The sequence below is a fragment of the Paenibacillus sp. LjRoot56 genome (genome assembly GCF_964253335.1).
Classification (GTDB): Bacteria; Bacillota; Bacilli; order Paenibacillales; family NBRC-103111; genus Paenibacillus_E; species Paenibacillus_E allorhizoplanae.
This window is the reverse complement of record NZ_CAXURV020000001.1, coordinates 1,417,069-1,431,057: the sequence shown is the minus strand read 5'-3', so window position 1 is coordinate 1,431,057 and position 13,989 is coordinate 1,417,069. Positions and strand designations below refer to the sequence as shown.

Below are 13,989 nucleotides of genomic sequence, written 5' to 3'. Positions count from 1 at the left end.
CTCATTATGAAGAAAAATTATCAAGCTTTGGTTGAAGACAAAATATTTTTCGGCGGAGCTTCAGACGTCGAGGACATGATAAAAAACGAGAATGTTGAGGTTGTTGTCGATTTGCGCGGTGAGGCTACGGAGAGTGCCTATCCTGCAGATGGCGTAGAATGGCTCCATGTGCCGCTTGGTGACAATGCAGAAGAACCACAAGACCAACTATTCCAACAAGCTATAAATCACGTTGTAGAGGCTTATAAGAGCGGTAAGAAGCTTGGATTCCATTGTGGCGGTGGAAAAGGTCGTACTGGCGCTGTGGCCGTTGGCACTTTGATAGCTTTAGGAAAGAGCGAGAATATTGAGGATGCTGAAAGTTTGGCAAAAAGCATTCGCCCAGTTATAAGCATTAGGCAGCCACAACGTGAGGCGCTTGAGAAGTTATTTAACAAATAGAGTACGTATTATCTCTATCAAACGAATCAAATAAATTCCAGCATAACAGTGGAACTGAAAAAACAAGCCTAAAGATGCTTCCCCTCTGGCTTGATCACCAGTGTTTCAGGGTATAATTTTTACGAAGCGACCGAAGCTGACATCAGCTCGCTTTTTAATTTTTGATGAATTTAATAGAGCTTTAAAGTTTACATTGTTTGAATAAGAAATATAGATGATACCCAATAAAGAAATATACTGGAAAACAGTGTTTTTGGTGCCACTGATTTCTCAAGGCAACTCAGTTTTATAGCACTCAAACTAATTAATTAAGTTACTAAAAATCGAATCAGTAATAGGAGTAAATAAAGGCTTGTTTTTATTAAATTCATCATCTGTCATCCCATTTAGTATTACAAATACTTTTGTGCCACCATAAAAGTTTAAAGCTAAAGTTTGACACTTAAACCCATCAATTTCACTAAATTGATATGTGAATACATCAGGGTTGTTTCCTTTTAATTCGGACTTCCAATGTTTCTGGTCAAGACTCAATAATTCTGAACACTTACTGTTATATTCTGAACCATTAGAATCAGCAGGATGATTGAATAATTTTGAAACAACAAAACATTTTCCTTGATATATTTTCTTATTCTCATGATAGTATAAGGCCCTAGCTATTGATTCAAAAGAGTAAATTAATTTTTTAGTATCAACAGTAATCCAAAGGACTGGAAGTTCTTTGTTTTTTACCTTCAGTATATCTTCCTTATTAATATTTATAATCTTTGAGTTTCTTAATCTACTACGACTAACCTTTGTAGCAGTGTGAATATACCCCACTAAATTATTACCTACTTTACCGCTCAAGTTAGCCATTAAATATTCATCCAAATTTGATTTTTGCATATTATGTACTTCACATGATGGAACTCTAATCAAATTATCCCTAAATGACTTTTCAAATAAATCCTTAATATCTTTTTCTTCAGGAAACAGGCACTTCGGCGGTACGTGTTCCATTGAAGTTGCAATTTTTCCACACCAATAGCATATTTCTTGATTCATTAATGCACCACAACCTCATTCAATTATTGATAACTCAATTTATAATCTCTTATAAGATTTCGGTTAAAAACAAATTTACAAACAAGTAGGAACAAGGAGCAGCTGCCGCGGCAGATCTGTTCCTTGTTTTTATGGAACTACACTAAAGATAGTCGTGACTTAATCATCATGACTATTATATTTTCCCTTCTTTTACTAACCGCCAATATTGATATCCAAGTGCTGTTAATCTGCACGACTTTGAATTAATTGCTGCAAAGTACATATATTCTTCATCAACTGGTTTTACAAGACCTTCAGAGACGAATTTTTGTAAATGCTTAAATATTTTCACTTTGTCGGGCTTATGCTCTAAAACAGTATCCTCATATTCTGGATCTAAGTGATGCTCTTCCTCTGGATGTAGGAAATATTCAGTTAACATCCTCAAAGTTTCTGAAGGTATTTTAGGAGGAACCTTTCTTAACTTTGTGAAACGGGATACGTTTGTTTTGAATACTGGCCTTTGATCCCAAGGTCCCAGGGCTTCATCTACATAGGAATACAAACTACCTGGAGTGATGTAACCTCTAATGTCGGAGGCGCCTCCATACAATGCATCAATTAATAAAGAAGTGAATAGTCCTTGACCATATTGTTCGGCAGATTTCTCGGTCGGTCTACATGCAGTTAATATGGTAACTCCATCACTTAATTGAGTAAAGGTTGAACCACTTACAGCTGGATTACCAAATGCGCCTGCATGGCAACAGTCGAGAATAATAACTTTATCTTTTGATTTGGACTTGTTTGCTAACGCAAGAATTTCATCCATCGAAATTCCTTCGTCATATTGTTTGAAATCATTAGTTACAATCCAGCCTCCTGCTGAATTTACCATTCCGTGTCCTGCAAAATAAAATAATGCTACATCATTTTCACCATCGAATAGCTTAGATATTGCTTCACGCAATTGGGATCTGGTGATTTGATGTGGAGGACTAGTCATAGCTAGAATGGAAAAGTTAGGAGAGCCATCACCATCACGTTCTAATAAGTTTGAAATAGATGTTGCATCACTAACGCAGCCAGATAATTCTGCATTGGGATAGTCATCAATTCCAACAATTAGTGCTTTTCTCATTATAAATTTCCTCTCATCCTAATTTTTTTATCGCGCTTACAATTGAATCAGTACGCCAACTTACTACTATATCAGCATGCTTTTTGACTTCGGCAGATGTTCTTTCTGCTCCCCATGGTTCTATGGCGATTAGCGGTTTGCTAAACTCTTGCTTGCAAATATATATCTCCTTGTTTATCCATGTACTATATGAAGCGTATACACCACACATTATTAATACAACATTGCAAGACCTAATCTGATTTTTTATTGCTTCATGAAGTTGCTTATCATTTGCTGCGTTATGGATGGGATCGTTTTTAGGAACTGAATAATTTTTATATTTCAGATCCGAATTATTTAACATTCCAACTAGTTTTTCATAGGCATCTCCATACGCCCAGGAATGACTAATAAACAAATTGTGCGTTTTTGAATTCATGTTATTTAATATCATTTGATTATTTATCCCCTTTTGTTCTGTGAGTTTTATAGCACTAATAAATCAATCACGTAAATACATGCTTTGGAAGGGAATACAAGGGTAGCAACGAATAATTAAACCCTTAGAAGGAGTGTGTGGACATTGGATAACTTAATCGGGACTATTGTTTTTTTACTACCTGGATTGCTTTTATATTTTTGGTTGCAGTCGTTTGGTGTAAATGCAGTCGTAAAACATAATCCATCTGAATTCACAGCATATGTTGTTTTATTATGGTTCCCTGTTTCAATGATAACCTTGTTGATATTTAATTGCCTTGTAGCACTTACCAGGGTATTTACAACAAGTAATTTCTATGTAGTGAGTATTGATGATCTGAAGATTGCAACCAATGACTTTAGGTTTATTATTTCATACATATTATTAAGTGTGATTGTAAGTTATTTGTTCGGAGTATACTGGTCTGTGTGGGGAAATAAGTTCCTTCGAGAAGTACTTATTAATAAGGTGCGTAAGAAGAGAAATGTAGCACCATACTCAGAATACCCATCAGTTTGGGATGAGGTATTTTTGAAAAATGAACTGCAGATAGCTGAAATTGGTCGAATCGATAAACCGGATAATCCAGGTCTATATGGATGTATAGATAAAGCGTCCAGACCGTTTGAGTCAGAACGCCACTTGTTTCTTGAGTCAATTCAGGGGTTTAATAAGAAATTTATTGAAGACCATTCAATTCCTGTTACACATAGTTTTTACGATGTGAAATCTGGTTCATATGTAAAACTTTATGATGTAGAAATCACTATAGAAAGACTTGCTAGAGAAGGGTATTTATCTCAAGAAGATGCGGACGATATTCTAAAGGTTTATAAAAATAACTGATAACATAACCTATACCATTTACTTTCCAGTTGTTTTTTTCGTAATACTGCTAATTGTAGGCTTATCAATAGAACGTTCTTCCTTTTTCATACTTGATAATGTTGGTTTATATACAGAGTCATTAGTAGTGCGATTATTACTAGGACCATCTTTGGACATATTCATTCGACTCCTTTCAAAAGAATACTATGTAATTTATATTCGACAAACTATTGGTTTTCCCTTTATTTTAGGGACTTAAATAGGTGACTAAGTGACATATAAGGCCTTCTCGTGGCCTCTAGTATTATAGCTGGCTTTTCACCCCTCAATTAAGATGTAGATAGCGCTGTAGAGGGCGGCTAAAGCGGTATGAAGCTGGCGTTCACTGCTACAGTGATGGGCAAGATTTTAGTCATAGAACTACACTTCACTAAGATATGGTGCATTGAACATTAGAAAACAAATGCCCTAATTCATTTAATGAGTTAGGGCATTTGTTTTCTACATGACTAGAATTATCAAGTATTTAATTGTGACCGGTCTTATTTTTAGAATCGATTGCTAAAAGTACATCTTTAGCTAATCTATGAATAATATTAATCTCGTCCAAACTTCTGAACTTAAGAAGTAGTTTTAACGAATCAATCGTTTTTTCTTTATCTAACTCATCTCTTGATTCTAGGATCCCAAAATCCTCAAACATCTCCTTAGGATGTACATCTAACGCATAGATGATTCTCTCCAATGTTTCCAAGGAAATATTCTTTTCCCCTCGTTCAATTCCACCTATATATGATTGGGGTAACTGTACTATTTCTCCTAATTGTTCTTGGGTAAGCCCACGGTTTTTCCTTAAATAACGGACTCTTTCTCCAACTAGTTTCGTGATGTTTATCATAGTGATAACCCTCCCTAATGTAAGGTTAGAGAAGTTATCATTCATAATGAAGATACTCATTCTATATATATCCATTTGATTTTAGCTCTTATAAGATCTATTATTTTAATTAAATCATTCTTATATTGAGGGGAAGACAACTATGACTCTGTTACCATCACAAATTGTTATTGAAAATGTGGTACAGTCCAAAATGCGCGGTAAAATTATTTATCAAAGCTATGTACCAGCCACGATTGCTGTAAATTTAACATACGTAAAACCATATGATCATCCTTCAGGAAAGGGATATCAACGTCCAGTGGATGCTAAAAGATGCAATGATTTCGCCGTATATCTTTCCAAAGGGGATGATGCACTTTTTACACCTATTGTTCTTAACGCCGGATCAAATTGGGAGTATTCGAGCTATGACAAGCAGCGTCCTAGTTACGGTCGGTTGTTTTGTAAAGGTAAAGCATCCTTAATGGACGGCCAACACAGAATGGGTGGTATTGAGCGTTACATTCAAGAAACTCATTCAGATCTAAATGTCCCGTTTCTTGCTTTCCATTCATTAGATGAAGATGAAGAAATTAAGCTTTTTGATGTAATTAACACAAAGGCTAAAGGCATAGGCCCTTCATTAAGTAAGTTTCTAAGGAGGGATTCAGATGATATTAGTTGGATTGCAACGGAACTTTTAATTCGAAGCGATAGCCCTTTTTATCATATTGGCAGCATAATTGGAAAGCGTAATAAAGGTCGTCACATTACACTTCAAAATCTTTATCGAACTCTTCATTTATTAATAAAAGATCCTAAAGTGACATCATTAAATAAACAAGACAAACTATTACTGGCCCTAACTTACTTCCAAACTTTGAAGGAAACTTTTCCGATGGAATGGATTGATTATAAAGGAAGTCGTTTAACTCACATTGTTTGTTTGGATGCACTTTCGATAGCTGGTGCTGCTGTATTAACTAGATGTATTCAGCCAAACAAAAAGCAAATTGACTACAGTGGAATTCAAAAATCAATAAAAGAGTTAAAAGATATAAATTGGACGACCGAGGGGCCAATGAAATACCTAAAAGGTATGGGGGGCGCTAAGTCCCTAGCAGAGGATTTAAAGGATCAAATGCTACTAACTTGACCGAAGGTTGCTTAAAGATGTTTAATGCCTTAGATCGTACAGCAAACGCCTTAAATTACAAGATAGACTTAATGACCGTTTATAGCCGATTGTACGGCTTAATAAACGGTTTTTTTGTTCTCTTCAACCTGTTTCGTTTTTTAAATAATGGAAATAATGGGGAATAAAAAACTGGAGAAATTCATGAAACTTAATCCTATAATTCCCTTCGAACCAATAAGTACGGAATCGGTACCTACATCTAGTGACTGGGTAACACAAATAAAATGGGATGGAGTGCGAATGTTAACGTATTTTGATGGGCATGAAGTTCGCTTAATGAATCGCAAACAAAATGATCGAACTAACCAATACCCAGAATTATTAGAAATACAAAAATATTGCTCAGCAACTTCCTGTATTATAGACGGGGAAATAATCGCATTCGATCAAAAGAGGCCAGCGTTTCATGAGGTAATGAAAAGGGAGTCGTTAAGAAATAGACAAAGCATTGAACTTGCAGTAAGTCGGACACCAATTACCTATATGATTTTTGATATCATAATGTACAACGACATATGGCTAGTAGATAAACCACTGTTTGATCGGCAGAAGATTCTTGAAGAGGTCATTATTCCCTATCCCAACCTGCAAATAACTCAAAATTTTACTGATGGAAATAAACTATTTGAGGTTATGAAAGAACATAGTATGGAAGGCGTTATAAGTAAGGACCTTCGAGGAACTTATCTTATTGGAGGGAAAGATAAACGTTGGCAAAAGAAAAAGATATTTCGTGATTTATTTGCAGTAATAGGTGGAGTAACAATGCGGAACGGAATTGTTAATGCTTTATTATTAGGTTTATTTGATAACGGGAAATTTGTCTATATAGGCCACGCAGGCACTGGTAAGTTAAGTAACGAGGATTGGCGAAATTTAACTGAATTAATTCGGCCAATGATTACTGTGGATCGCCCCTTTGCTAATGAACCAGCAAGGGAGAAAGATGCTATTTGGATTAAGCCTGAGTATACAGTAAAGGTACAATTTTTAGAGTGGACATCAAATGGAACAATGAGACATCCTAGTATACAATCATTAGTTGGTGTACAGGCAAAAGAATGTACAATTCAGCAAATTGAAAATTGAATTAACATAATTTTAATGAGCATGTGCCGTGCCCACATGCTCATTTTCCGTGCTAGAGGTAGAAAAAATTTAAATAAGAAGTAATAACTATGTATAGTTTGTAATAGCCCTTAAACTAAATGCGAATATCGTCTAGGACACTCCTACGTTGTTCAATGTTAATCACCTTAGACGGAGTTTCAGGATTAGAACGGTTAGATCTGAATTCATCAAAAGCGCGGTAACCCATCAAAGGATCATCCGAGAAAATCTTTTCAAAGAATAGTTTTACAATTGGGTGTCTTGATTTCCCGGTTGTCATTAAATTTACTAATGATGATTCGGAACTCATGCTGGCATCTAACCAAGTGAACATAACTTGTTCATAAGAGTTACATTTAGATTCCGACTTGGAAAGTCGGGAGAGTAATTCTTCGTTTTTCCTTTCTAGCTTCGAAATTTTTTCCATTAGGTTTCTATTTTCCTTAATGTAACGTTTTAATTTTTGCTCATTAATTTGTAACGCCCCAAGTAGCTTATATTTATCAGCAGACTTGCCTAAAAAGAACTTCTCAATTGCATCCGACGTGTCTACAACTTGTTCAATATTCTCGGTTCCGCCAGGGATTTGGAATAGTAGTACTTTATTAGCTTCATCAATGGCCTTTCTACCATCGCCTTTTCTCCAAAAATGTTCCCTCAGTTCAAGGTTTTGTTTTATTTTCTCTTCATTCACGATTTTATCCTTATATTTTAATCTTAAAGATTCTAACGTACCATTATTCTCAAGTTCTATTGAGAATCTTAATACGTCCATATAAGATATTAATCCTGATACTTTTTTATCTTTAATAAAAAGATGAATTATTTCATTTATCAACTCTTTAGGCAAGACTATTTTTGGTTTTCCTACGTTCTTCTTTTCCAACGATGTTCCCCCCTTGTTGCGTTTTTAATAGAGATGTACCTAACATGTTTAGACAATGCAAAGTCTAATTGTTTAGAAGTTTGTGTTAAATCGAGGTTGAAAAAATGATCTTCTTCGCTAAATTCTTCTGCTGTAGCTCCTAAAGCAAGACCATGTAAATGCTTTAAGACCTTTATTAGATTATTAACCTCGAGCTCACTTTCAATAATTCTTTTTTCAATCTCCGCTGCCTTTAAAACGAATTCTTCTGGGGATATCCTCCAAGCGTTGCATAAACAACAATCTGAAACCTGACAAAACTGATCAGGATCTGTACAGAAACCTATTTCTAAAGGTATTTTGGTATTGAGATCTTTACCAGGAGCAAAGATATAAGAATTTTTATACTCCTCTCCCAGGTGTACATCTTGATTGTCTCGTTTTAACTGAACTTTCAATTGGGTCATAAGTTGTAGTACTTCCGTGTCTACCCAATACTCCGCATGTTGGTGGTAATGATACTGTGAACCAATATTTGTATGACCACCTAACCTAGCAATCTCCATTGGATGATAACCTTGTCTCATTAAATTAAGAAAAGCAAAGTGTCGAGTGTCACCAGGTCTAATTTTTCTGGAAATGTCCGTCGTTCCTGTGTTCTTTATTGAATCGGATAAGGGATATAGATCTAAGTCATCTTCATCAACTATTTTCCACTTATCATCTGAATTTAGCGTAAATCCGTAAATTCCATATACTACTCTATAATAAAAATAGTTCACTAAATTCGATAATGTGTTACGTGAAAACACGTGTGGATTTATTTTTCTTTTTAAGCCCTTGGAGATAGTGTAACTGTCATGCCTAATGCTCGGGATTGCTTCGTAGGAGAGTAGGCTGCTCCGCATTTCATATTGCTCTGTATTTGAAAGGTATAAATTAATTTCGTTATAAAGATCCTCTGGGATACTGATTTTATCAACAATTTGAATATGTTTCTTCGATCTTTTTTTTTGTTTTTTTCTAGGCAAACGTATGTAATATCTCCCATTCTCCATCGATAAACAGTTCTTTTCTATATGGCAAAACTCTGAAGGGCGAAGTGGAATCAGATTGGTAAGTATCCACCAAAAATATACAGGGAGGTAACGTAAATAATCGGCACTTCCAATGAGAACGGTTGACCAATAATCTTGAAGGACCCATGCAAAAATCATTACTTCATGTGAAGGTGGTAAGCTTCTTATATTTCGATTCTCGACAAGTAATTTCAAATCTATTTTTAATTCTAAAGCCAGTCTGCTATATAATCCCTCTGGATCTATTAAGTCGTAATAATCCAAAAAATTCAAAACGGATAGTAATGAATTATATCTTTGTAAGTCATCTAATTCGAATTTAAGAAAACGTTCGACTTCATAGAGTTGCTCTTGATTAAAGCAATGACTAATAATAATAAATTCCTTTAGATTGGAAAAATATCTCTGTGCAGTACGAACCACGTATTTAGATAAAAAAGTAGTGGTCCAACATTTAATAACGATTATTAGATATTTGCTTTGCTTTTTGTTAAGAAAATTAAGACTTTCAACTATTTCACTAAAATCAAATATTATCCTTTTATCATTAAAATCATCTTCTATTATCCATATGTTATCATCAAATTCCAACATTGAGAGTGGTCTTTCATTCAGTTCTTCCAGTAGTAACGAGGCATCCCTAATGCTATGATCCACGTTGAAACTATCCTCATTAAATTCTTCAATATCCTCTAAATCATCGAAAAATTTTATATCTTCCATATTTTATAATCTCATTTCATCGTTAAATTTTGAATTCCACTAGGTAATAAACTAAGTTTTTCCCTTAACGTTTCTATACCACCCTCTAAAAATTCTGATACAACGTGTTCTCCAAACTTATTTATGGCTTCTTTAAGTTGAGATAGTTCAGAATAGAGCAGGTTGGCAATCCGAGTTCTATCACCAATTAATCCAGTGTCAAATTTTTGTTTATACTCTTCAATTCTCTTATTTAGAACAATACCTAATTTAGACAGGGCATATATGTTGGGAATTGAACATTGACACTTACCACAACTCTTCTCAGGGTATTTGCATTTAGTGAAAATACATTGGTAACCATCTTCTTTTGCAGGCTGCTGTCCTAGTTTTATTAAATTCAGGAGACTTTTGGTCTTTTCTGGGTGAAGTTCATTAAGAATATTTGAAACAGACGTCCGTTCGTTCAATAATGCTCGAAGAAGCCCTGCCATTCTCTCCACATGAAAAATATCTCCAAATGTGTCTTTCAGTATTAACGAACGACTCGCTTTTTCCTCTAACTCAAGTGGGGAATCATTAAATAAAATTTCTCCTAACAAATCATAAATATATCCAAAATGTCCTGTATTGAATAATTGTCTCGTCAGAAAATCTAAATGTTCTTGAGTTAATATTAAATATATATTGTTGACCTCTTCATCAGAGTGACTTCTTATAAATTTTGTTATTTCTAGAGGGTTTCGGTTTGTAACTTTTTTGATTACGTTGTACATATAACTGATGATAGTTCTGTTCATCTTTAAGGATTCAAAATTTAAATTTTCTATCATATTGAAGAAGAATCTTTTTTTACTTCTTATTTTGAATATTCTACTTGCATTAGCATTTGATTTAAAATCTATCAAGCAGTCTGAGAAGGGCTCGTATAATCTACATCTCAGTTCACAAATAGCTGCAGCATTCGCAAAAGGTAATAATAGTTCGTCTGAGCAAAAAAAGTACCTAATTTTACCGGTTTTTGAATGAATCAAATTCATTGATTTGATTTGAGCGACAATCCTTTGTGCATCTTCCCTTGAGATTTCATTTGCCTGTAACCACTCTAAACTTGATATTTTGGTATGATTTAAATCGATCCTCGGGAATAAAGTGACATCATAATGTCGCCAAGCATTATTTAGATGCAGTAATACATACAACCAAGAGGAAGAGTAATGATAATAATTGGACTTAAAATTCCTGATATCATTTATCGCATTGAGTTTATGCAATTTAATATTTCCAACATAATCAAGTAATTGAATATAATTTTCGATGGAATAGATATCCTTATCAGTACTTTTATCATTTACAGTACTAGGATCGTATCTTAAATTGCTTATTTTTAAATCAATGCCTTTTTTTAATAATGCTTTCTTTATTGTACTTAAGAAAAATCTTATCTCCTGTTGATAAGAAATTTGAATCATGTCATTAAAGAAAAGTAAATTTAATTCGTTTATTGAATATGAAAAAATTTCTTTGTCTGCCGTATGTCGAATGAATAACTCAGTAATTTTTAAGAGTTTTGAAACGTCTGCACTTTTTGTTTCGGCATTAGCTGAAGACTTTGCCAATTTACGTTCAACGTATTTATACCAGAATGCCTTTGTTTCTTGTGAATCATTAGAGAAACTGATATTTAATTGATCGATTATGGTTAGGAAACTATGGAATAGTTGAGAATCGACCGTAGAATATATTAGACCTGTTTGATTCGAGTCAAGCCTAATTGCTTTTTTATTTTGTTTATATTCCAAATATTGAGTAATATCTGTCTTCAAATATAAAAATTTTGTACCTGACCAATCCAGATTTGCTCTTTTCACACAAATCAATGGTGGGGGAAGGATCCATTTAAATTTCTTCCCAGCATGACTAATATTATATTTTTCTTTAATCTCATTTGATAAGATATAAAGAGCGCTGTAATCATCAATCTGTTTACTTTGCTCAGTTACTAAGAAATCTAAATCAATTTGGGCTATATAGTTAGCACTAGAAATAGGCACTATATGATAATTTTTCAAGGTCTTTTCCAAGTTTTCTATAGATATACTTAGCGTCGTTTTGGTTACTTTCTTGCTTACACAAGCAATGTTAAGTTTGTTGTTTATATGTGATTTTGTAGTGGTCACTACACGGTAGCTTACAGTAGAATTATTGGAAACAGTCTTTCTCTTATAGCCACTAGTGTAAACTCGGACTTTTCTTTGAAATAACGAAAGGTCGTTTCGTTTAATAAATCTATAGTTATATCTTTCATTAAAAAGATTAATTATCTCACCAGGAAAATCGCGAAAGAAAATATTACGGCTTACGCCAAGTTCATTCATTGCTTCTTGAATTGACATATATTCCTCAATAAATTTATTAAATGATTCTCCTGTTACAAAAAAGAAGGTTTTAGGAAATGGATAAATTCGTTCGCCCAGTAGAATCAGTTTCAAAAGATTTTTCTTATCAAATTTCTTAAAGTGCTCAATATATTTTGAACCTAGATAATCTTTACCAGTATTACCGAAATATCGCAAGATTTTGTCAAAAGTCAGCAAATTTCCTTTTTTCACTTCATCAAGGAACAAATTCCTCTCTAGGATATATTGTGCAGCATCATTTAGATGATAGATATCATATTTCATTTTTCCGTTTACCACCGTTTTTGTTTTGATTCTCTTTAATTTTGCTAGACGGTAAGTGACAACTGATGCTAGCTGAATTCCCTCAATACCTCCATTTAATTGGCTTATCGTAACGTACACGTCCATGGTATCTTCAGATGCTTGTAAATCTTTCTCCAAATGTCCAAGTTGTAAAAGAATTTCTCTAACCGAGTACAGCTTATAATCCATTATGTAATAGCTCCTTTTGTCCATACTTCTTGACATTCGTTAGTAATTTCAGCTTTTTCCATGTCATAGGCTGATCGAATCCTATTTAATGCTTCTTGTGTAATTTTAATAGCATTTGCTTCTTCAACATATTGAAGTACCGCCGTTATACTCTTATCACCACGGGCGATAGCCACTTGTGTAACAGTTGCACCTATTTCCAGTAAAAAATTAGTGAAAACACCGCGGCATATATGTGTAGACCAATGTTTCTTGGTAAGGAAATCAAAATCTTCAATTCGTTCTTCTCTGCTTATCTGCATTAAAAAGGCATTTTTAACTGCCATAAACTTTTCATGATAGCTTTTCCCCGAAATAGCTAGTCCTGTTCTTGTGGAAACAAATAATGCATTATCATTCTTTATTTTCCCTTCATTTTTTAAGTGCAGGAGTCTATTTTTATGTCGCTTATATATTGAAGATAATAAAGGATGGACTAGTAAACTCTGGTTTCGTGGTCTTTTAACTTGTTCATGAATTGAGGTTTTGCGATGACTAAATAGAATTGTTTGGTTATCTCGAACTTGTAAAACAAATTGAGGGATTCCGATGTTTTCCGAGAAATAGTTAGGGGTTTCCAGACTTCTCTTCGTTAAGTTAACTGCTTCCCCTAATCTAAGGCCTCCAAAAAATTGAAAAGCAATACCAAGCGTTATTTCCGGAGCGATTTGTTCTGCTATCTTGATAAACTTAAGGACAAGTTCCAGACGGTTATCCCCGAAATCAACAAGTTTATTTGATGGTCTTTTTTGTTTTTTGGGATAAATCGTCCCCAGTTCAATGTCATCAAATGGTGATTTATCACCTTCTTCATAGTCGAAGGGTTTATTAATAATTCCTTGCTTTTGTAACCACTTATAAAACTGAATTAAATATCTTTCTATTCTAAGTACATACTGATCATCTAGTTCACCTTCGGCTGCTATTAAAGATAAGTAACTTATATAACCAGCCCCATGTAAAAGTCTTAGTCCAAATAGTCCCTCTGACTGTAATGAAATATAATCCTGGGCTCCATTATTAATCTGAGAAACAATGAAATTTAAAAACTTCACAATTTCATAAGCAGGATTTCTTTGGGAACTTATAGACCCATGCTTCCTACGATAGGTTGAGGTAACAAAGTGTGTAAGTGAGCTAGGAAATACTTCACCTGTTGTGCAGTTCTCTATACCAATCCCTATAGAACTCTTTTTAAATGATCTCCCATTGTAGAACTCAATAGCTTCAAATTCCCTAACAACAAATTTAATATTCGCTAAATACTTCATCTGACTTTCCTTCCATGTGTATTAATTAAATCCAAGATAGGTATTT

The 13,989-nt window shown here is 34.1% G+C and carries 13 protein-coding genes; 4 read left to right on the top strand and 9 right to left on the bottom strand.

Annotated elements, in window-relative coordinates; all coding sequences use genetic code 11:
• The first annotated feature begins 6 nt into the window (after window positions 1-6).
• Window positions 7-441 carry a protein-tyrosine phosphatase family protein gene (locus ACSQ8O_RS06445; protein WP_436240902.1) on the top strand — a complete coding sequence of 145 codons (435 nt, stop codon included), beginning with the start codon at window positions 7-9 and terminating at the stop codon, window positions 439-441.
• A gap of 300 nt (window positions 442-741) precedes the next feature.
• Here the strand turns inward: ACSQ8O_RS06445 and ACSQ8O_RS06440 are convergent, their stop codons facing one another.
• The 3 genes from ACSQ8O_RS06440 to ACSQ8O_RS06430 all read right to left on the bottom strand — a co-directional run bounded on the left by ACSQ8O_RS06440 (window position 742) and on the right by ACSQ8O_RS06430 (window position 3,035).
• Window positions 742-1,491 carry a hypothetical protein gene (locus ACSQ8O_RS06440; RefSeq protein WP_436240901.1) on the bottom strand — a complete coding sequence of 250 codons (750 nt, stop codon included), beginning with the start codon at window positions 1,489-1,491 and terminating at the stop codon, window positions 742-744.
• A gap of 175 nt (window positions 1,492-1,666) precedes the next feature.
• Window positions 1,667-2,614 (bottom strand): caspase family protein, encoded by a 948-nt coding sequence (locus ACSQ8O_RS06435; protein WP_436240900.1) that lies wholly within the window; start codon window positions 2,612-2,614, stop codon window positions 1,667-1,669.
• A 13-nt stretch (window positions 2,615-2,627) separates the two neighbouring features.
• Window positions 2,628-3,035 (bottom strand): TIR domain-containing protein, encoded by a 408-nt coding sequence (locus tag ACSQ8O_RS06430; RefSeq protein WP_436240899.1) that lies wholly within the window; start codon window positions 3,033-3,035, stop codon window positions 2,628-2,630.
• A gap of 144 nt (window positions 3,036-3,179) precedes the next feature.
• Between ACSQ8O_RS06430 and ACSQ8O_RS06425 the strand changes: the two genes are divergently transcribed.
• Entirely contained in the window at window positions 3,180-3,923 is a 744-nt protein-coding gene (locus ACSQ8O_RS06425; RefSeq protein WP_436240898.1) for a hypothetical protein, read from the top strand.
• Between the two features lie 18 nt (window positions 3,924-3,941).
• Here ACSQ8O_RS06425 and ACSQ8O_RS06420 read toward each other — a convergent pair whose 3' ends face one another.
• A complete protein-coding gene (locus ACSQ8O_RS06420; RefSeq protein WP_436240897.1) occupies window positions 3,942-4,082 on the bottom strand; it encodes a hypothetical protein in 141 nt (46 codons plus the stop codon).
• Window positions 4,083-4,431: 349 nt separating this feature from the next.
• Entirely contained in the window at window positions 4,432-4,803 is a 372-nt protein-coding gene (locus ACSQ8O_RS06415) for a helix-turn-helix domain-containing protein (protein ID WP_436240896.1), read from the bottom strand.
• A gap of 142 nt (window positions 4,804-4,945) precedes the next feature.
• Here ACSQ8O_RS06415 and ACSQ8O_RS06410 point away from each other — a divergent pair, with 142 nt between their 5' ends.
• Both ACSQ8O_RS06410 and ACSQ8O_RS06405 read left to right on the top strand, forming a co-directional pair.
• Window positions 4,946-5,941, top strand: coding sequence for a DGQHR domain-containing protein (locus ACSQ8O_RS06410; protein ID WP_436240895.1), 996 nt, complete (start codon window positions 4,946-4,948; stop codon window positions 5,939-5,941).
• A 183-nt stretch (window positions 5,942-6,124) separates the two neighbouring features.
• Window positions 6,125-7,072, top strand: a complete 948-nt coding sequence (locus ACSQ8O_RS06405) for an ATP-dependent DNA ligase (protein ID WP_436240894.1) — start codon at window positions 6,125-6,127, stop codon at window positions 7,070-7,072.
• A gap of 115 nt (window positions 7,073-7,187) precedes the next feature.
• On the opposite strand, the gene ACSQ8O_RS06400 is transcribed toward ACSQ8O_RS06405, so the two are convergent.
• Genes ACSQ8O_RS06400 through ACSQ8O_RS06385 form a run of 4 tightly spaced genes read right to left on the bottom strand, consistent with a single transcriptional unit; the run spans window position 7,188 to window position 13,943 of the window.
• Entirely contained in the window at window positions 7,188-7,979 is a 792-nt protein-coding gene (locus tag ACSQ8O_RS06400) for a hypothetical protein (protein WP_436240893.1), read from the bottom strand.
• Window positions 7,961-9,760, bottom strand: a complete 1,800-nt coding sequence (locus ACSQ8O_RS06395; protein ID WP_436240892.1) for a site-specific integrase — start codon at window positions 9,758-9,760, stop codon at window positions 7,961-7,963. The genes ACSQ8O_RS06400 and ACSQ8O_RS06395 overlap by 19 nt, the downstream gene beginning before the upstream one ends.
• Before the next feature lie 11 nt (window positions 9,761-9,771).
• Window positions 9,772-12,633: a hypothetical protein gene (locus ACSQ8O_RS06390; protein ID WP_436240891.1), complete on the bottom strand. Its 2,862-nt coding sequence runs from the start codon at window positions 12,631-12,633 to the stop codon at window positions 9,772-9,774.
• A complete protein-coding gene (locus ACSQ8O_RS06385) occupies window positions 12,633-13,943 on the bottom strand; it encodes a hypothetical protein (RefSeq protein WP_436240890.1) in 1,311 nt (436 codons plus the stop codon). Before ACSQ8O_RS06385 ends, ACSQ8O_RS06390 begins: the two co-directional genes overlap by 1 nt.
• Between the last annotated feature and the right edge of the window lie 46 nt (window positions 13,944-13,989).

Bases quoted from the DNA above. Each gene is read 5' to 3' on its own strand.
- ACSQ8O_RS06420 (WP_436240897.1), bottom strand. From the start codon at position 4,082: ATGTCCAAAGATGGTCCTAGTAATAATCGCACTACTAATGACTCTGTA.
- ACSQ8O_RS06385 (WP_436240890.1), bottom strand. From the start codon at position 13,943: ATGAAGTATTTAGCGAATATTAAATTTGTTGTTAGGGAATTTGAAGCT.
- ACSQ8O_RS06390 (WP_436240891.1), bottom strand. From the start codon at position 12,633: ATGGATTATAAGCTGTACTCGGTTAGAGAAATTCTTTTACAACTTGGA.
- ACSQ8O_RS06430 (WP_436240899.1), bottom strand. From the start codon at position 3,035: ATGAATTCAAAAACGCACAATTTGTTTATTAGTCATTCCTGGGCGTAT.
- ACSQ8O_RS06435 (WP_436240900.1), bottom strand. From the start codon at position 2,614: ATGAGAAAAGCACTAATTGTTGGAATTGATGACTATCCCAATGCAGAA.
- ACSQ8O_RS06445 (WP_436240902.1), top strand. From the start codon at position 7: ATGAAGAAAAATTATCAAGCTTTGGTTGAAGACAAAATATTTTTCGGC.
- ACSQ8O_RS06415 (WP_436240896.1), bottom strand. From the start codon at position 4,803: ATGATAAACATCACGAAACTAGTTGGAGAAAGAGTCCGTTATTTAAGG.
- ACSQ8O_RS06395 (WP_436240892.1), bottom strand. From the start codon at position 9,760: ATGGAAGATATAAAATTTTTCGATGATTTAGAGGATATTGAAGAATTT.
- ACSQ8O_RS06410 (WP_436240895.1), top strand. From the start codon at position 4,946: ATGACTCTGTTACCATCACAAATTGTTATTGAAAATGTGGTACAGTCC.
- ACSQ8O_RS06440 (WP_436240901.1), bottom strand. From the start codon at position 1,491: ATGAATCAAGAAATATGCTATTGGTGTGGAAAAATTGCAACTTCAATG.
- ACSQ8O_RS06405 (WP_436240894.1), top strand. From the start codon at position 6,125: ATGAAACTTAATCCTATAATTCCCTTCGAACCAATAAGTACGGAATCG.